The sequence below is a fragment of the Actinokineospora xionganensis genome, from assembly GCF_014323725.1.
Lineage (GTDB): Bacteria > Actinomycetota > Actinomycetes > Mycobacteriales > Pseudonocardiaceae > Actinokineospora > Actinokineospora xionganensis.
The window spans coordinates 78,237-96,597 of the sequence record NZ_JABVED010000004.1 but is presented as its reverse complement, the minus strand read 5'-3'; the positions used below and the strand labels follow the sequence as shown (position 1 = coordinate 96,597).

14 protein-coding genes are annotated in these 18,361 nt (G+C 66.2%); 9 read left to right on the top strand and 5 right to left on the bottom strand.

Translation table 11 applies throughout. The features are described from left to right. Window positions 1-81: 81 nt before the first annotated feature. Window positions 82-396: a resolvase gene (locus GPZ80_RS09290; RefSeq protein ID WP_246476919.1), complete on the top strand. Its 315-nt coding sequence runs from the start codon at window positions 82-84 to the stop codon at window positions 394-396. Here the strand turns inward: GPZ80_RS09290 and GPZ80_RS09285 are convergent. Together GPZ80_RS09285 and GPZ80_RS09280 are read right to left on the bottom strand one after the other, a co-directional pair. Then, entirely contained in the window at window positions 333-2,009 is a 1,677-nt protein-coding gene (locus GPZ80_RS09285; RefSeq protein WP_187219885.1) for a hypothetical protein, read from the bottom strand. The genes GPZ80_RS09290 and GPZ80_RS09285 overlap by 64 nt on opposite strands. Before the next feature lie 70 nt (window positions 2,010-2,079). After that, on the bottom strand, window positions 2,080-3,588 hold the full coding sequence (locus tag GPZ80_RS09280; protein ID WP_187219884.1) for an ApeA N-terminal domain 1-containing protein: 1,509 nt from the start codon (window positions 3,586-3,588) through the stop codon (window positions 2,080-2,082). 119 nt (window positions 3,589-3,707) lie between these two features. Here GPZ80_RS09280 and GPZ80_RS32560 point away from each other — a divergent pair, with 119 nt between their 5' ends. The 8 genes from GPZ80_RS32560 to GPZ80_RS09240 all read left to right on the top strand — a co-directional run bounded on the left by GPZ80_RS32560 (window position 3,708) and on the right by GPZ80_RS09240 (window position 8,621). After that, window positions 3,708-3,947: a hypothetical protein gene (locus GPZ80_RS32560; RefSeq protein WP_187219883.1), complete on the top strand. Its 240-nt coding sequence runs from the start codon at window positions 3,708-3,710 to the stop codon at window positions 3,945-3,947. Continuing rightward, a complete protein-coding gene (locus tag GPZ80_RS09270) occupies window positions 3,944-4,477 on the top strand; it encodes a DUF6879 family protein (protein WP_376771664.1) in 534 nt (177 codons plus the stop codon). Before GPZ80_RS32560 ends, GPZ80_RS09270 begins: the two co-directional genes overlap by 4 nt. Further along, window positions 4,452-5,321: a helix-turn-helix domain-containing protein gene (locus GPZ80_RS09265; protein ID WP_187219881.1), complete on the top strand. Its 870-nt coding sequence runs from the start codon at window positions 4,452-4,454 to the stop codon at window positions 5,319-5,321. Before GPZ80_RS09270 ends, GPZ80_RS09265 begins: the two co-directional genes overlap by 26 nt. Window positions 5,322-5,626: 305 nt before the next feature. Beyond that, window positions 5,627-6,592: a radical SAM protein gene (locus GPZ80_RS09260; RefSeq protein WP_246476918.1), complete on the top strand. Its 966-nt coding sequence runs from the start codon at window positions 5,627-5,629 to the stop codon at window positions 6,590-6,592. Window positions 6,593-6,615: 23 nt separating this feature from the next. Further along, window positions 6,616-7,167 (top strand): 3'-5' exonuclease, encoded by a 552-nt coding sequence (locus tag GPZ80_RS09255; protein WP_312880220.1) that lies wholly within the window; start codon window positions 6,616-6,618, stop codon window positions 7,165-7,167. Continuing rightward, the gene (gene tmk / locus GPZ80_RS09250) at window positions 7,145-7,792 is read left to right on the top strand and encodes a dTMP kinase (RefSeq protein ID WP_187219879.1); all 648 of its coding nucleotides are present in this window, start codon (window positions 7,145-7,147) and stop codon (window positions 7,790-7,792) included. Before GPZ80_RS09255 ends, tmk begins: the two co-directional genes overlap by 23 nt. After that, window positions 7,789-8,148 (top strand): hypothetical protein, encoded by a 360-nt coding sequence (locus GPZ80_RS09245; protein ID WP_187219878.1) that lies wholly within the window; start codon window positions 7,789-7,791, stop codon window positions 8,146-8,148. Before tmk ends, GPZ80_RS09245 begins: the two co-directional genes overlap by 4 nt. Next, the gene (locus GPZ80_RS09240) at window positions 8,145-8,621 is read left to right on the top strand and encodes an ATP-binding protein (protein ID WP_187219877.1); all 477 of its coding nucleotides are present in this window, start codon (window positions 8,145-8,147) and stop codon (window positions 8,619-8,621) included. The genes GPZ80_RS09245 and GPZ80_RS09240 overlap by 4 nt, the downstream gene beginning before the upstream one ends. A 187-nt stretch (window positions 8,622-8,808) precedes the next feature. On the opposite strand, the gene GPZ80_RS09235 is transcribed toward GPZ80_RS09240, so the two are convergent. The 3 genes from GPZ80_RS09235 to GPZ80_RS09225 are packed head-to-tail and all read right to left on the bottom strand — an operon-like array spanning window position 8,809 to window position 18,360. Further along, window positions 8,809-9,963, bottom strand: a complete 1,155-nt coding sequence (locus tag GPZ80_RS09235) for an acyl-CoA dehydrogenase family protein (protein ID WP_187219876.1) — start codon at window positions 9,961-9,963, stop codon at window positions 8,809-8,811. After that, window positions 9,950-13,666 (bottom strand): SDR family NAD(P)-dependent oxidoreductase, encoded by a 3,717-nt coding sequence (locus GPZ80_RS09230; RefSeq protein WP_187219875.1) that lies wholly within the window; start codon window positions 13,664-13,666, stop codon window positions 9,950-9,952. The genes GPZ80_RS09235 and GPZ80_RS09230 overlap by 14 nt, the downstream gene beginning before the upstream one ends. Next, window positions 13,663-18,360: a type I polyketide synthase gene (locus GPZ80_RS09225; RefSeq protein ID WP_187219874.1), complete on the bottom strand. Its 4,698-nt coding sequence runs from the start codon at window positions 18,358-18,360 to the stop codon at window positions 13,663-13,665. Before GPZ80_RS09225 ends, GPZ80_RS09230 begins: the two co-directional genes overlap by 4 nt. Between the last annotated feature and the right edge of the window lies 1 nt (window position 18,361).

Here is an 18,361-nt window from a genome sequence, read left to right as displayed (position 1 = left end):
CTTTAGAGGGGTTCGAGTAAGGCGACGCGGGTGGAGCGTCTCCGCCGGTATTCGAACCGTCCCAACCTCGTGGGACCGCTGGTGGACGTCCTGCGCCGGATCAACGACACGGACCAGGACGGACACGAGACGGCCACCACGATCGAAGGCACGACAGCCTCTCTTGACCATGTGCGGGAGATCCTCACGGAGCAGGACGTCACCGAGGTGATCGAGGCCTACCGGTCGAGCGCTATGGCCAAGGCGTTGACCGAGCGAAACGGCGTTCATGCCAGCACGATCAAGAAGAAGCTGAGGAAGCACGGGGTGAGGCGGGCCACGATGGCTCGCCATCAAGTCAGTGACTCTTTGAGGTCGTTCAAGTCATCGGTGCCGTCATCGTCAATACCGAAGTGAGTTGATAGGGCCTCCAACAGTTCAATGGCCGACGTGAGGATCGCGCCGAATGCTTGGGTGTACCCAAGATCCTCCACTTGGAAATATGTTAGTGCCCGCTCATATCTTTCGCCTTTAACGTGAGCGGGGCCACTCCTGAGATCCTGAAGGTTCCGCAGCAAGAGGAGTCGATCGCCTGCGTCAAGATATCCTTGAACCGTTAGATACTTCTCCAACTTGCTGATACCCGCTTCACGATCTTCGACCTTAATGTGCTTCCTGATCTCCTTCTCGTTGATGCGTTCGATCAGGACCTTCGCCAGAGCCATGACCTGAGAGTCAAACTCCGCCTGATTTCCATCGTCTGGAAGGTGAAGGGTATCGAAGTAGTGCGCGTCGGCCGCCTTTAAAGGCTTAAAGAAGTACCAATCGAACTTGGCAAACCATTTTTGACCGAATCGCTCATAACGCGACTTGAACAATAGGTCGGGCGCTTCCGGTTCCAACCATTGCCCCAAGATGCTCCGACCAAAGTAGGTGGCGCTAATACTGCCGTCGGGAACTACGTTAAAACTTTTCCAATACAATTGCTCCTTTTGTGGAAGATGGCCGAGATCCCCAAGGAACACAGTCACGTAGGAGGAGTGATTGTTGTCGATCCGCAAGCTCCAAGAATTCACACAGGACAGATTGCTGTCAGACACCCTGTAACGTCTCGCGTCAGCGTAGTACTTCGCCAAAACTTGTTTTCGAAAGAAGACTGGCGTCAAATAGTGAGGAGCTTCAGGATTCTTTCCGAAGTAGTTTCCAAGTTGCTCATCATTGCTCGTGAAAAGCAACTCTTCGCCGTTCTCATCCGTACCGATGATGAAATTTTCGTAGGTCTTCTTACGGTCCCATGGCTTGTGGTCGGCCGCAATTAGGCCAGGGCGAACGACCTTCTTGCCACGTAGGCGTGCAATCGAGTTTGCCGACTTGTGGGCATCGATGCTGAACCACGGCTCGAGTAGAAACTGACTGAATCGAAACCCGGCGTATTGCTCCTCCCACCGACCTTCATCACCGACGCCAAGCTCAAGGGGCGTCAAGGTGGAATAGCGATTGTACTCAAAGAATATCAGCAAACACATGTCCCGTGCAGCCAGATATTCTTTCAAGTAGCGAAGCCGGACCTGCACCTGATCGGGAGTCACACGCGCAACATCGACCTCATCGCCCCCGTCGTCAAACAGGAAGTGACGACCCGTCTTTTGATCTACGCACAGGTTGTGAAAAAGTCGAAACTCCTCGGACAACTCGTTGTAGGATTCACTCGGGCCCGGAAAGCTACGTGAATGAATGAATGGCTCGACAGGCCGGTCGCCGATACGAACATAACGATACGTACCGCCGCTATAGCTTTCAAACCCTGGGCCTCCGTTTCCAACAAGGAGATCCCATTCGTCATCAGATAGTGCTTCGTCGAGATGGTCTGGCTGCGCGAGCGCACAGAAGAACATTGCTTCGGTACCGGGCGCTCCCCATGGATCGAAGCGGTATAAAGTCAGCCACTCCTCGGTGCCGAGGCGTTGTGCGACGTAGTCGCGCAGATCAACGAACGTCATCCGCGCGATCTCATCATCTTGAGCTTTCATAAAGTCTTCCAGTTCGCCGCGATCCCATGTACGTGATTATCTCACATCCTGAATTGCCACATCGGCATCGCTATTCACGATAAACCGCGGGTATGTTCTCTGACGCCCGTTCGAGAAAAAGTCGGTAACTGCTGAGGTCTCGCAGTCGAGCCGCGAGCAATTTACTATCCAGTCCGGCTTCCAAAAGTAGTATGCAGCGGAGGAGCCATCTAAGCGATTCAAGGACAGTGAAAAGCGTATCGATGTCAGCTTCGTCAAGAAAGCCTGCCGTTCGATGCGCGTACTTATTCCGAGCATTAGACACTACCTGAGCCCATTTGTTGACCTTCCCGCAGATCGTCGGGATTTCCGCTTCCACGATTCGAGCCAACCCCTTCAGGCGGCTCGGATACCCCGGCTCGCCAATGTGAGTAAGCATCCCGCGGAGGACGTCCACAACGCGGACATCCATATCGCCGACAGCCTGAAGTACTCGATCGCTGATCAGCTTGCAGTCAGCATCGCTGAATCGTTTCTCATCGGGAAATAGTCTTGCATGCAGCCCCTCGGCTACGGTGGTCATTTCGAGAAGCTCGGTTTCGAACTTTATCGAGGCTCGCTTTGACGAGAAATGCGCGACCACCGGAGGTAGTGGACCTAGATTGTCAACTTTGTTCAACCATGTTGCTACGCCGGACAGGCCTAAATCCGCAAGACCAGCAAGACCTTCGATTCGGCTGTTGGCGGGCTGAGAAGACCGAATGTGATCCGAAACGAGATCAACCCAGCGCTCGCCATCAAAGGTCAGTTGGGCGGCGACCAAACCATTTTCTCGACCGAGGCACAAAGTTATGAGACTCGACAACGGTGTCACAATCCGGCCGTCAATCGCTGACCAAGTACTCGGCGGCAAACTCTGAATCTGAAACCATACGTCGCGTGTCATCGCGCCCCCTCGAACGTGGGGGCCTTCCAGGTGCGCACGCTGATTGAGGGAGAGAACGGCGCCGTTCGCAAGCTGGATGGGTTCAATCGAAGGCTCTCGGTAGTTCAAGCCCCTCGTGCCATCCTCGCCTTTCGTTGAAGAGAACCCTTGAAGGCTGGCCCACTCGTCAATATTTGCGGTTCGCATCCGAACCCCAGAGAACACTTGAGTTGTGCCTGCTGTATGGGCACCAAAAATGACACCCATCGGAGCAAGAATATATTCACCTAATCCACCATTGAACATGTCGGAACGGGACTGCACGGTGACGCATTCATAAGCTGTGACTTTTCCGACCAGCTCGCCAATCCTGCCGTGGATGGTGAGGGGAGTATCTACATCAGGGGAATCAACTACTTCGAAGACTGGGTCTTGCTCGTCTTGATGGCGCGGCACGTAGCTTGGTCCCGGCCGCAAGTCTTCGAATAGCTGAATACGTATACCTTCCGATGTGCGGAACAACCTGCCTGGTACTTGTTTTTCTGCTTCGTTCGGTGTCCAGAACTGCCCGAACAAGTCGAACGGTTGGTTCACATCTAGCGATGGCATTGCCGATTTGTACCACTCATCGGCCTTGGTTCGAAGGACGACTCGCTCCGGCTCCAACCGAACCACGTCCGATCACCCAAACGCCAGGGGCAGGCGGCGCACTGGGTCACGCCCCCATTGACGAACACCCCTCTCTGCGCCACGATGTACGAGAAGTTTTCTCCATCTTCGAGCAAGGAGAGCCTGTGCGAGCCAAATTTCTAGGCAAGGATCCCGAGTCCACCGAGGGTGACTCGCCTACGCTGTACGCCACAGACAGGACCGATCGCGTCACCTGCATCGCCCAGGGCTGGAAGGTGACCGACCCGCAGGCGCTAGCCGACGTGGGCCCGGTCCCGGACCACGAGACCCTGATAGAGATCCCTGAAGACGTGCTCAAGTACTACGCCCGCCGCTACCAGCAGGAGAAGGGGGCGGACAGCTGACCCTCATCGAGCCCGGACCCGACTTCGCCCAGCTCTTCACGACCTTCGAGCACACAGCCTTCCGACTGGAGACCCGCGACCAGTACAACTCGCCGCGGGAGGCAGAGGCGTACCGAAAGTTTGTCGCTGGGGACCGCGATGCGTCGTACCACGAGAACTGGCTGAACATGGTGCGTCAGGCCACGGCCGAAGGACGATTCTTCTCCCGCGTGCGAGTGGTGGGGCTGCCGCTTACCGACTACATCCGCTTCAGTATGTGGATCTCTGGGTTTACCCGCGAAGCTGGTGACGACATCCGTTACCTCACCCGCGAGCAGGCCGAACTGCCGCACTATGACTACTGGCTGTTCGACTCCCGCAAGCTGGTCAAGATGCACTTCGGCGACGACGATCGTTTCGCTTACGGGGAAGTCATCGAAGATCCGGCTGTGATCGTGAAGCACAACTACTGGCGTGATGCAGCGAAGCATCACGCCGTGACCCGAGATGAGTTTGTCGCCAGGTATGAGCAGCGGGACATCAGGCGTTGACGAAGCGCGCAACGCGCTGGGCAAACGACTCCGCGAGCTGCGGGTAGCCGCCAAGCTATCCGGCAAACAGCTCGCGGAGTCTTTGTCGTGGGTTGGGTCCAAAATCTCCAAGATCGAGAACGGCCGCCAGACTCCCACGGATGAAGACATCCGGGACTGGGCGAAGGCCACCAACGCCGAAGGCCAGGCGGCGAGTTTACTCGCGGCGCTACACAATCTTGAGCTGCAACATGCCGAGTGGCAACGGGTCCTCAAGGCAGGCATGAAGTCCCATCAAACCAGTCTTTCTCAGGTAGATGAGAAGACGACTTTCTATCGGGGCTTCGACAACACGGTAATTCCGGGGCTGCTTCAGACACCCGAATACGCCCGCGCCCGTTTCGCTCAAGTTGTCATGGTCCACCGAGTGTCCAATGACATCAACGAGGCAGTGAAGGCCCGGATGCAGCGTCAGGAGATGCTGTACCGGCCGGACAAGCGCTTCCACTTCGTCCTGACCGAGGCGGCGCTTCGCTACCGGCTTGTCTCGGTGGACATCATGCTCGGCCAGCTCGACCGGCTCATGGCGATGACTTCCATGCGCAATGTCAAACTCGGGATCATTGACTTCAAAACTCAGTATGTCACCGATCCGCGCCACAACTTCTGGGTGCTGGACGACCACCTCGTGCGGTTTGAGTCCTACTCGGCCGAGATCAACCTACGTCAGCCGCAAGAGATCGAGCTGTACACGGGCATCTTTGAGCACTTGGCGGGAGTCGCCAGCTACGGCGCGGCTGCCAGGGAGATCATCGGCCGCGTCATGCGGGAGCTGGCCGCCGAGGACGAGGATTCTGGCGTGTAATTTCGACCAACGAACCAGAGGAAAGTTTTTCGAGAAAAACCGAGAAAATTTCTGGCGGCTATGTAGTCGCGCACTTACTCTCCAAAGCGTTCACCCCGCTGACCTTGGAGAAGAGCCGCGTGATCACACCTGTGCCGTTGCTCAGTCAAGACAAGATCAACCGCCTGCCCGAGCGTGCCCGTGAGGTTGTGGAGTACCGCAAGAGCGGCTTGAGCCTGAACCACATTCAGGGCTGTTCGCTTGGCTGCTCGTACTGCATACGGCACACCTACGGCCTATGGGATGAGAATCAACCGCGAGCTCTCATGTCCGATGCCGAGGCGGTTGAGGAGCTGGTGGCTCACCGCTACTTCCAGCCGCACGTCACGCCGATCCAGTTGTTCAACCGGGCGACGGAGCCGTTCCTACCGAAGGTCCGGCCGCACACGTTCGCGGTGCTCGAAAACCTCGATGCCCGCGAGTTGACCAACCACGTGCTCGTCATCACCAGGCACAAGCTCACGGATGATGACGCCGATCAGCTCAACCAGCTCCGGCACCTCAAGGTGACGCTGCTGTTCACGTACTCGGGTATCGACAACCCGAAGATCGAGCCGTACCCGTCGCACATCGCGGCCGAGTCCCTGAAGCTCATGAGCGCGCCGGAGGTGCGGAAGTACCGGACGGTTCTGTACTGGCGACCGCTCGTCCCCGGCCTGAACGACACCGACGAGCACTTGGCGACCGCGTTCGAGTTGAGCAAGCACGCCGACGCCACGGTGTTCACCGGTTTGTTCTACCGGGGCGAGATCGCGGAGTACTACAAGGCGAACGGCATCCCCGAGCCCTACGAAGGCACTGCCCGCAGGAAGATCGTTCCCGAGACGTTGGAGCGCCGTGTGCTCGACGCCTTCTCCAGCACGACGGCGCTGTTCCGCAAGACCTCCTGCGCGGTGTCCTACGCACACGGCCTGCCGGACTACAACGGCCACGTCGGCATCCGGGAACTTTGCGACATCTGCCCGCTGAGCCAGCTCGAACGCTGCCTGAACGCCCACCGAGTCCCCTCCGCGGAACAAGTACGCGACGTGGCCCGCGTGTTGCCCGAGGCACGTGAGCTGGAGGTCGTAGACATCACCGGGCGGGCCGCCGTCGTGTCGGGCTTGTGGGAAGAGCAACCGCGCTACTTCCTCCAGCACGCGCTTGGCTTCCAGGTGCATGACGAACGCCACCCGCACCACGCGAACCGACATGGGCGCGCGGACATCGGCTGGAAGGGAACACCGGCATGACTGACTGGACGAGCCTGAGCTACGTGGTGGTCGATGTCGAGGGCAACGGCCAGCAGCCGCCCGATCTGGTGGAGCTGGCCGCCGTGCCGATCGTCGGCGGGATCATCGGCGAGCCGGTGACGTGGCTGGTCAAACCCGAACAGCCGATCACGCACTTCGCCCGCAAGATCCACGGCATCACCAATGACGACGTGCGGGACGCGCCGGTGTTCGGCTACGTCGAGGCCGACGTGCGCAAGGCGCTGGACGCCTCCGCCCTGATCGCTCACAACGCACATGTCGATGTTGGCGTGCTTCAGCGCAAGCTCGGCGACTGGGAGTGCCCAGAGGTGTTCGACACGCTCAAGGTGGCCCGCCGACTGCTGCCCGGTCGTAGCAGCTACAAGCTCGGCGCGCTGGTCGATGAGTTCAAGCTGGCAGCGGATTTCGCCGCCGACCTCACGCCGCATCGGGCGACCTATGACGTGCTGGTGACGGCCCGGCTGTTCGTGGAGATCGCAGGCCGACGGGCGCTGGAAGAGCTACGCGACGAACCGTCAGGGGGTGGTCGCGATGACGGGGAAACCCTCTTCTGACCGCAGGTTCGGCCTGTTCGTCAGCGTCGACGGGCCGAGCGGCGCGGGCAAGACCACGATCGTCCGCCACCTCGCGCAAACGCTTGTGGCCCAGGGTGAACAGGTCACCGTCACGGCCGAGCCCTCGTCCGGTCCGATCGGCAAGCTGGCCTCCGAGCTGACCGAAACGGTCACCGGCCACGCGCTGGCCTGTTTGTACGCGGCTGATCGCTACCACCACTACGACACCGAGATTCGACGGCTTCTCCAGTCCGGGCACATTGTCGTGTCCGATCGCTACGTCGCCTCCGGCCTGGTGATCCAACGGTTCGATGGCCTCGACCCGACGTTCCTGTGGCAGCTCAACGAGGAAGTCGAGATCCCCGACCTCGCCGTGATTCTCGAAGCCGACGCCGACGTCATCGCTGAGCGGTTGGAAGCTCGCGGACCACACAACCGCTTCCAGCTGACGCCGGGTAGCAGTCACAGTGAAGCCGCGTATTACAAAGACGCGAAGGAACGGCTCATCGAGGCGGGCTTCACCGTGCTGGCCGTGGACTGCACGACCCGACCGGCGGAGCAGTCCGCGGTGATCATCGCCAGTGAACTTCGAACGCTTCTCCTGTCATCGGGAGCAACCCGATGAACGAGAAGATCACCGAAGGCGACGCCCTGCGCCGGTTCCCCGAACTCCACGAGTTGGTGACGATCAGGTCGTCGGGTTGGGTGTTCCGGGGCCTTTACGACGAGAGCGGCGAACTGGTCGGCATTGTCGGAAGCTACAGCCGCCGGCAATACACCGATGCCCTCTTCATCTTCGACCGCCACAACGTCAGCGCGGCCCGAGTCCTCGACGACTCCTACGGCGGCGGCTGCGTGTGGGCCAAGGAGGGAACGGACCTTCAAGAGGTCGTGCGGGATCTGCTCGGGCTGCCCGAGCCTGGCGAATCCGGCGCACCCTCACTGGTCAAGCGGTCAAGCCTGCTGTGGACGCCGGCATGAGCGCGGCATCGCTGGTCTACGGCTACGTCCGAAGTTCGATCGACCGGCCGGAGACTCGGCTGCGTGAGGAGCCTCGCTTCTCGGCATCGCTGGACTTGGTGGCCCTGCCGACTGCTGTCAACGTCGCCCGCATGTTCATCTCGGACACCCTCAACCGGTGGCACGCTCTCTGCGTCGAAGACCACATGGAGGCAGTGGCCGCCGAGCTGGTGACGCTGGCTGTCGAGGCCACGAAACCGGACGACGGCACGAGCTGGAACGACCTCACCGAACTCAACCCGATCACGCTGCGGATGTTCGGCTACCAACGGCACATCGTTTTCGAGGTCACCGACGTACATCCGGAAGCACTGCGACGCCCCGAAAACCTACAACAGGACAGTGGCCTCCACTTGGTCGACGCGCTGGCCAACCGCTGGGGATCATCCATGGAACCGCGGGGCCGGGTGATCTGGGCTGAACTCGCCGTGTAAGAGCGGACAGGGGCGGGGCTGCCGAAACGTGAAGGCCGACCGACACCGCATCCACGCACCGGATGCCTCCTTGGCGACACTGCTTGCCAGCGCAAACAACGAAAGCGGCTCCATCCTGGATGAGGATGGAGCCGCTTTCGATCTTGCTACCGACGCTGTCTTTCGGCGTGTCGTTGCGGACCACGGCTCAAGTGCGTTTGGAGACCGGGACCACGAACCGCGTGAAGACCAGGTCCCGCAGAACGTCGTCCCCAGCCTCCACAATGGACACATACCGCACGTCCCGCAGCAGCTTCCCGATCACCGCCTCGTGCGTATACCCCAGCCCGCCGAACATCTCCGACGCCGTCGCCGCGATCTGCCAGCCCGTCTGGCCGCAGAACATCTTCGTCGTCAACGCCGACTTCAGAGCGCCCACCCGCAAGAACTCCTCACCCGCGTCCGGCCGGGCCGCGATCGCGTCGTATTCACGGGCCGCGGTGAGGCACTGGTTGGCCATCACGTCGATCTGCATCTCGAACTGGCCCAGCCGCGAGGCGAACACGGCGTTGCCCAGCAGTGGCGATCCCTTGACCGACTTGGTTTTCGCATAGTCCATGCACACGTCCCGCACCCGGCGGGCGATGCCGAGGGCGGTGGTGGCGATCAGGATCCGGCTGGCGTTGAGCCCGACCTCCAGCAGCCGCAACCCGTTGCCCTGCAAGGCGTTTTCCGCCGGTACCCGGCAGTTCGACAGCGACACCTGGTACGTCGCCGAGGAGCGCAGGCCGATGACATCCCAGCGCTTGTCCATGGTGACGCCGGGGGTGTCCCGGGGCACCAGCACGGCCTGGAACTGCGCTGGGTTGTCCTCCGCCCGCGCCACCACGACGAGGAACCGGGCGAAGTCGGCGTCGGTGGAGAACGCCTTCTCCCCGTTGAGGACGAGCGTGTCGCCCTCCCGCCGCACCGTGGTGGTGATCCGCCCCAGCTCACTGCCCGCGGCGTGCTCGCTGCCCAGGGTGGCGCAGAACCCGCTGCCCAGGTCGTCGAGGTGGCGCCGCCGGAGTTCCTCGCCGCCGTACCAGGCGACCATGCTGGTCGTCAGCACCGGGATGAACAGCGTGAAGGCCGCCCCCGCGTCGCCGTAGGCGAGTTCGTTGACGATCCGCACGCTCTCCTCGAGGGACATGCCGAGGCCGCCGTGCTCCTTGGGCAGCCACCAGTTCGCCAACCCGGTGTCGGCCCACCGCTCGTAGAGCGGCAGCGGCGCGGGGGCGAGGGAGTCCAGTTCCGCCTCCCGGCCGATCAGCTCGCGGCGGACGAACCCCTGCACCGTGCGCAGGTACTCAGGCTGTCGCATCGGGCGCCTCCGTCCCGTCGATCAGGTCGGCCAGTTGGCGGACCGTGGGGCACTCCAGCAGCCCGGTGATCGGGATCGACGCCCCGAACCCCTTGCGGATGCGCGCGGTGAGGTCGATCGCGATGAGCGAGTGCCCGCCGAGCTCGAAGAAGTTGTCCGTGGCGCCGATCGGCTCGATCCGCAGCACCCGCGACCAGATCTCCGCGAGCTTCTCCTCGGTGCCCTCCTTGGGCGCCACATACGGGCTGCTCAGGTCGGGCCGCGGGTGCCGCTCGCGGTCGTCGACCTCGTCCTCGTCGTCGGCCTCGTGGATGTCGCCGGTGATCCACTGGGCGAGCCGCGCCTCCAGCGAACCGGTGGAGATCACCAGGTGGCCCACCTGGTCGCCTGCCGACAGGGTCCGCTCGAACACGTCGACGGCCTCCGCGGGCACCATGGCGAAGTCGGTGACGCTGGGCCCGTGCCCTTCGAGCCGCTGCGGGTCGACGTTCCAGGTGTCCCAGTCCACCGTGACCCACCGGCCCTCGCCCGCCAGCCGCGCCGACCGGGTGTAGGCGTCGAGTGCCGCGTTCGCGGCGGCGTACGGCGCCAGGGCCATCCCGCCGAGCACCGCGGCCAGCGACGACAGGGTGATCCGGCGGTGCGGTGCCTGGTCGGCCAGCACGGTCTGCAGCACGTGGAAACCCTTGACCTTGGCCAGGAAGTGCGCTTCGCAGGCGTCCCGCTCGATCAGGTGCGCGAAGGTGAAGTACTGCCCGTCCTGCACACCCGCGGCGTGCACGACCACGTCGATCCCGCCGAACGCGTCCACCGCGGTCCGCACGACGCCGCGCATGTCCTCCACGTCGGCCACGTTCGCCGACAGCGCGAGCACCGTCGCGCCGCGGCTCTCCAGATCGAGGACGTTGCCGATGTGCCGCGCGGTCCGCTCGCCGCCCTCGGGCACGGCGGCGAGGAAGTCCTGCCACTGTTCGCGCGGCGGCAGCGGGGAACGCGCGGTGAGCACGAGCTTGCAGCCGTACCTGCTCGCCAGGTGCCGGGCGAGGACCATGCCGATGTCGCCGAGCCCACCGGTGATCAGGACCGCGTCGCCGTCCTTGACCGGCCGGGTCTGGTCGGTCAGCTCCTCGATGGGGAACGGCTGGTAGCGGCGCAGCCACAGCTCGCCCGCCCGCACCGCCACCGGCCCGTCGTGCCCGTCGACCGACGCGGCCAGCACGGGGGTGGTCAGCCGGGCGAGGTCGCCCGCGTCGACGTCGATGTGCCGGGTGCGCAGCCGCGGATTCTCCTGGGCCAGCGTCGGGGCCAGCGCGGCCAGCGTCGCGTGCTCGGGGTGGCGCAGGTCCGAACCGGCCACGTCGACCGCGCCCGAGGTCAGCACGACCAGTTCGATGCGCGCGGCGGCGCCGGTGTTGTCCACCAGCTCCCGCGCCAGCGCCATCACCGAGTAGAAGCCGCGGTGCTGTTCGGCGTCGAAGTGCGCCATGGCGTCGGGTCCGGCCTCGGCGCTGCCCAGGCTGAACCCGTGCACGATGGTGCGGGGCCCGACCAGCAGCGACCCGATCAGCTCCGCCATGTCGCCCGGCTCGTCGACGCGGACGGTGAAGTCGCCCGTCTCGTCCTGGTCGAACCGGTCGCCGGGGCGCACGGTGGTGACCTCGACGCCCGAGTGGGTCAGGTGCTCGACCAACGCCTCGCCGCGCTCGTCGCCGCTGAACACCAGCCACGGCCCGGCGGCCCGGAGCCGCTCGTCGAGGTCGGCGAGTGGGCGCGGCTTGCGCTGCCAGGTCGGCAGGTAGGTCCACTGTGCCCGGTCGTAGGTGCGGGTCGTGGTGGTCGGCGCCGACCACCAGACGTCCGGGACGTCGAACGCCCGAGGCTTGGCGTCGATCCAATACCGCTTGCGCTGGAACGGATACGTCGGCAGCTCGACCCGCCGTCCGGCCCCGCCGTGCAGGGCGGGCCAGTCCAGGACGCTGCCCGCCTGCCACAGGGCCGCCAGCGCCGCCAGGAAGCCGTCCTCACCCGGCTCGACGACGATGTCGAGCACGTCCTCGGCCTCCTCGTCGACGACCCGCGCGCCGAGGGCGGCGAGCCGCCGGGTGGACTCCTCGGGCCCGAGGAGCCGGACCTTCGGGTTGCGCCGCTGCGTCTTGCCGTCGATCCAGCGCTCCGGGTCGCCCAGCGCCGCCACCGCGTCGGCGTGGTCGGCGACCACCACCGCGCGCCGCAGCGCGAAACCGCACCGCGACATCTGCAGGGTGAACGCCACGTCGGCCAGGTCGTCGCCGGTGTGCTCGGCGAGATGCCCGGCCAGGCGCTCGGTGACCGCGGCCAACGCGTCGGCGTCGGCGGCGGAGAACGCCAGCAGGTGCGGGCCCGCGCGGTGCGGCCGGACCGGCCGCGGCGGGGCCTGCTCCAGCACGACGTGCGCGTTGGTCCCGCCCAGGCCGAACGAGCTGACCCCGGCCCGGCGCGGATGCGGGCCCGCCGCCCACGCCTGGTGTTCGGACAGGACGGTGAACCGGTCCAGCGACGTGGCCAGGGCCGGGTTCGGGTCGCGGTAGTCGGGCGTGGCGGGCAGCAGTTCGTGTTTGAGGTTCATCGCGGCGCGCATCAGCCCGGTCACGCCGGACGCGCGGTCGAGGTGGCCCAGGCTGGGCTTGAGGGTGCCCAGCACGCACGGCACCTCACGGGCCTGGGTGAACACCCGGTTCATCGCGGCCAGCTCGATCGAGTCGCCGAGCATGGTGCCGGTCGCGTGGCACTCGACGTACCCGATGGTCTCCGGCTTCACCCCGGCCACGCCGAGCGCGGCGTCGATCACCTCGGCCTGGCCGTCGACACCGGGCGCGGTGTACCCGGCCCGCACCCGGCCGTCGTTGTTGGCCGCCGACCCGAGGATCACCGCGTGGATCACGTCGCCGTCGCTGATCGCCTCGGACATCCGCTTGAGCGCGACCACGCCGACGCCGCTGCCCATCACCGTGCCGTTGGCCTCGGCGTCGAAGCTGCGCACCCGGCCGTCCGGGGAGGTGATGCCGCCGGGTTCGTAGACGTAGCCGGTCGGCTGGGGCAGCGGGGTGTACGCGCCGCCCGCCACCGCCATGTCGCACTCGTAGGTCAGCAGGCTCTGGCACGCCAGGTGCACCGAGACCAGTGAGGTGGAGCAGAAGGTCTGCACCGAGATCGCCGGTCCGCGCAGGCCCAGTTTGTAGGACACCAGCGAGGCCAGCGAGTCGCGCTCGTTGCCGACCGCCATCAGCAGCGCGCCGCCGGGCTCACCCGCGAGGTGCTGGATGTTCTGCACGATGTAGTCCGGGAAGCCGGAGCCGCCGAACACCGCGACCTGGCCGGGCGTGTCCGTCGGGCAGTACCCGGCCGACTCCAGCGCCTCCCACGAGCATTCCAGGAACAGCTTGTGCTGCGGGTCCATGGTCTCGGCTTCGCGCGGGCTGATCCCGAAGACCCCCGCGTCGAACCGGTCGAGGTCGCGCAGCGGCCCGCCGACGCGGACGTAGCGGGGGTCGGCGAGCTGTCCCGGCTCGACCCCCGCGTCGCGTAACTGCTCGTCGGTGAGTTCTTGTAAGCCTTTCACCCCGGCCAGCAGGTTGCGCCACAACTCGTCGACGCTGCCCGCGCCCGGGAAGCGCCCGGACATCCCGACCAGGGCGACCGCCGAACCGTAGTCGGTTTCCGTCATGACGACCTCCTGTTTCGGAGCGTGTTGCGCCGTTGTTCGATCCGGGACCGGTTCTGGTCACCGGTCTCCGCTGTGCCTTCGTCTTGCTCGGTGCCGCCCGCGGCGGCGGTGGCCAGCGCGGCCACGGTCGGCGCCTGGTAGAGGATGTGCGGCGGCAGGTAGGACAGGTCGAGCGCCGTACGGACCCGGGCGATGATCTCCATGCCGATCAGGGAGTTGCCGCCCAGTTCGAAGAAGTTGTCGTGCACGCCGACCTCGTCGAGCCCGAGGGCCTCGGTCCACACGTCCGCGATCGCCTGCTCGGCGGGTGTCTGCGGCTGCACGAACGAGGTCGACAGGTCCGGCCGGGGATGCCTGCCCAGCGCGTCGCGCGCCTTCTTCACCGTCGCCTGGTGGCTTTCGATGGAGGACAGCCTGCTCATCGCGACCAGTGGCGCGAAGTCCTGTGTGGACACCACGACGTGCGGCTCGCCCGCGGCCAGGATCCGCCGCAGGACCCGCCATCCCTCGTCGAAGGAGATGCCGAAGGTCTCCCGGTAGGTCTCGAAGAACTGCCGAGACCCCTCGTCGTAGCTGTCGAGGCCGACGGTCCAGCCGTTCCACGTCCACTCGCCCCAGTCGATCGAGGTCACCAGGCAGCCCGGCAGGGGATCGCTCTGCGCGAAGGCGTCCAGGAACGCGTTCGCCGCGCAGTAGTCGACCTGGCCCGCGCCGCCGCCGGTGGCCGACGTCGTCGAGGAGAACAGCGCCAGGAAGTCGACCGGCACCTCGCGCAGCACCTCGGCGATGGCCAGCGTTCCCGCCACCTTGGGCGCGAGCACCTTGTCGACGTCGGTCGCGGTCTTGAACTGCATCAGGCCCAGCGCGGGCACCCCGGCGCAGTGCAGCACGCCGTCGAGCCCGCCGAACCGGTCGAGCGCGGTGTCGACCGCGCGGCGGACGTCGGCGGTGCGCGCCACGTCGCCCGCCACGGTGACCACCTGGGCGCCGTGGGCTTCGAGGCCGCGCAACCCGTCGATGCGCCTGCGCACCTCGGGCGCGGTGTTCGCCGCGGCGGCGATGGCCGCCCACTGGTCCCGGGGAGGTGCCGGCGTGCGGCTCAGCAGGACGAGCTTGGCCTGGTACTGCTCGGCGAGCCGCTCGGCCATCGCGAGACCGATGCCGCCCAGCCCGCCGGTGACCAGGTACGTGCCGCCGCGGCGGATGCCCACGACGGGCTCGGTCTCGTCGACACAGGAGGCGTCGAGCACCTCGTAGCCGGGGATCCACCGCCTGCCGCCGCGCAGGGCGACGACCTGGTCGGCCGGTTCCGCGCGCAGTTCGGCCAGCAGGGCGGCGCCCGACGTGGTTCTGTCCAGGTCGATCAGTCGGGTGGTGGCGCTCGGGTACTCGACCGGGATGAGCCTGGTCGGGCCGATCAGGGTGCCGGTCTGCGCCCGGACCTTGTCGCCGGGCAGGACCCGGTGGCCGCCGGTGGTGACGATGTCGAGCGACCATCCGGCCAGGCCGAGGTCGCCCGCGGCCTTGGCGAAGGCCACCAGGGTGTGGAAACCGCGCGGCAGGTCAGCCGCACCGCCCACCGTCCACAGGTGCACCACCCGGTCGGGGGCCAGTCCGCGGTCGGACAGGTCGCGCAGCGCGGCCGTGGTGTCCTCAGTGGACCCCGGGCGCAGCGTGACGCCGTCCGGGCCGCTGTCGAACGCCGCTCCCGGCCGGGCGAACACCACCCGCCCGCCCGCCGCCTCCAGCTTCGAGCGCAGCGCGGTCGCCAGATCGTCGGCGGTGCCGGTGTCGGTGTAGACGAGCCAGGTCGACGCGTCCGTGCGGGCTGGGCGCGGCGCGGTCTGCCGCCACACGGGCAGCGTGATCCACTCCGTGTCGGGCCGCTTCGGCAGGGCGGTCAGGATGCTGGTCGGGTCGTTCACGTCCAGCACCGGGCCGACCGGGCCCGCGGCTCCCTGCTCGGCCTCCAGCCAGTATTCCTGGCGCTCGAACGGATACGTCGGCAGCGGGACCCGACCCGGCCGCCAGTCGTCGAGGTCGTGCGCGGCATGCCAGTCGACCGGCGCGCCCGCCAGCCACAGCCTGCCCAGGGACTCCGCCACCGCCTGCTCGGCGTCGCGCGGATCGGCGGCGCCGGGCAGCGAGGTCATGATCAGCGGCCACTGCGCCTGCGCGCACGCCGGGTGGATGCGGGCCAGCGCGCCGAGGGACTGGCCGGGGCCGATCTCCAGCAGCGCGAGGTCGTCGATGCCGAGCACGTGCGCCAGTCCGGCGCCGAACTCGACCGTCTCGCACATGTGCCGCGCCCAGTACCCGGGGTCGGTGACGGCCTTCTCGGTGGCGAGTTCCCCGGTGACGTTGCTCAGGTACGGGATTCCGGGCGGGTTCAGGGTGATGTTGTCGCTGATCCACTCTGTCAGCTCGGCCGCGACCGGCGCCAGCATCCGGGAATGGAACGCGTGCGTGGTGTCCAGCATCCGGCAGCCGATCTCCTCGGCCACCAGCGCCGCCCCGGCCGCCTCGACCAGGTCGACCGGTCCGGCCAGGACGATCTGCGACCCCGTGCGCACCGCGATGTCCAGGTCGAGGAGCGCTTCGTCGCCGAGGACCGCACGGAGGCGGGACTCGGTCGCGGCCACCGCCAGCATCGCGCCCGGGGGCAGCGACGCGATCAGCGTGGCGCGGTGCGCGACGAGCCGCAGCGCGTCCGGCAGCGACAGCACGCCGGACAGGCAGGCCGCGACGTACTCACCGAGGCTGTAGCCGACCATGATGTCGGGCCGCACGCCCCAGCGCAGGAAGTGCCGGGCCAAGGCGTACTCGGCGACGAACACGGCGGGCTGGATCAGGTGCGCGTCGAGGGCGGGCGTCGGCATGGGCTCCGCCGCGCGGCCGAGCAGCCGGGCCAGGTCGCCCGTGCTCGCCCCTGCGGCGGGAACGAAGATGTCCGACAGGTCGACGGCGGCGTTCAGGCCGAGCACCGCGAGGCACTCGTCGACGTCGTCGCGGAACGCGCTCTCGTTCGCGTAGAGCGCGGCCACCATCCCCGGGTACTGCTCTCCGACCCCGGCGATCAGGAACCCGACCCGCCTGCCGACCGTCGCGTCGGCCCGGCCGAGCCTGCGGGCTGGGTCGGCCAGCTTCGCCGCCGCGTCCGCGGTGCTCTCGGCGACGACGAACCGGCGGTGGTTGAACACTTTCCGGCCGACCTGCAGGGTGAAGGCCACATCGCCGACGTCAAGGTCCGTCGCCCCGTCGAGCCGCGCCGCCACCCGCTCGCAGGACTGGTCGGCGGCCGCCGCCGAGCGGGCCGACACCGGGATCACCTGCCAGCGCCGGGTTCGCTCGGGTCGGGCGGGCGGCGCGGGTGCCTCGGTGATGATGGCGTGCGCGTTGGTGCCGCCGGTGCCCAGCGAACTCAGGCCCGCGATCCTCGGCCGGTCGGCGCGCCGCGGCCACGGGGTCGGCTCCGCGCTCACCCGGAACGGGCTGTTCGCGAAGTCGATCTCCGGGTTGGGCGTGGTGAAGTTCAGCGTCCCGGGGATCAGCTCGTGCCGCAGCGACTGCACGACCTTGATCAGCCCGGTCGCCCCGGACGCCCGGTCCAGGTGGCCCACGTTGGGCTTGACCGAGCCGAGCAGGCAGTACTGCTTGTCCTCGGTCGGCCCGAACGCGCCGGTCAGGGCGGCGACCTCCATCGGGTCGCCGACCTCCGTGGCGGTGCCGTGCGCCTCCACATAGGAGATGTCGGCCGGGTCCACCCCGGCCCGCGCGATGGCGGAGGTGACACACCGGCGCTGCCCGTCGATGCTCGGAGCCTGGAAGCTGAACTTCAGCGCGCCGTCGTTGTTGATCGCCGAGCCGCGGATCACCGCGAGCACCGTGTCGCGGTCGGCGAGCGCCTGGTCGAGCCGCTTGAGCGCGACGACCGCCACGCCGTCGCCGAACATGCTGCCGCGCGCGCCCGCGTCGAAGGTGCGCACGTGGCCGTCGGGTGAGGCCTGGTTTCCCTCGTGGTACATGTATCCGGTCCGGTCGGGCACCCGGATCGACACCCCGCCCGCCAGCGCCATGTCGCACTCGCCGCGGCGCAGGCTGTCGCACGCGAGGTGCACGGCGACGAGCGAGGTCGAGCAGAAGGTCTGCACGGTGACGCTGGGGCCGCGCAGGTCGAGCCGGTAGGACACGTTGGTGGCCAGGGCGTCCTTGTCGTTGCCGACCATCAGCCCGTCGATCTCCACGCCCATCTTGAACGCGTTGGGCCGGGTCAGCAGGTACGTGCTGATGTTCATCCCGGCGAACACGCCCACCGCGCCGCGGTCCTCCGAGGTGGCGTAGCCCGCCGACTCCAGGGTCTCCCACACGCACTCCACGAACAGCAACTGCTGCGGATCGGCCAGCGTGGCCTCGCGCGGACTGCTCCCGAAGAAGCCCGCGTCGAACCCGCGGATGTCGTTGAGCACCGGGCGGGCGCGGACATAGTCCGGATGCCGGAACACCGCCGGGTCCTCGCCGCCGAGGATCAGCTCCTCGTCGGTGAACCGGGTGAACGACTCGGTCCCGGTGCTGATGTTGCGCCAGAACGTGTCGACGTCGTCGGCCCCCGGGAACCGCCCGGACATGCCGATGATCGCGATCTCCGGCTCGGTGGTCGAGTGTCTCGTGTCGTTGGGTAAACCTTGCTGATCCATC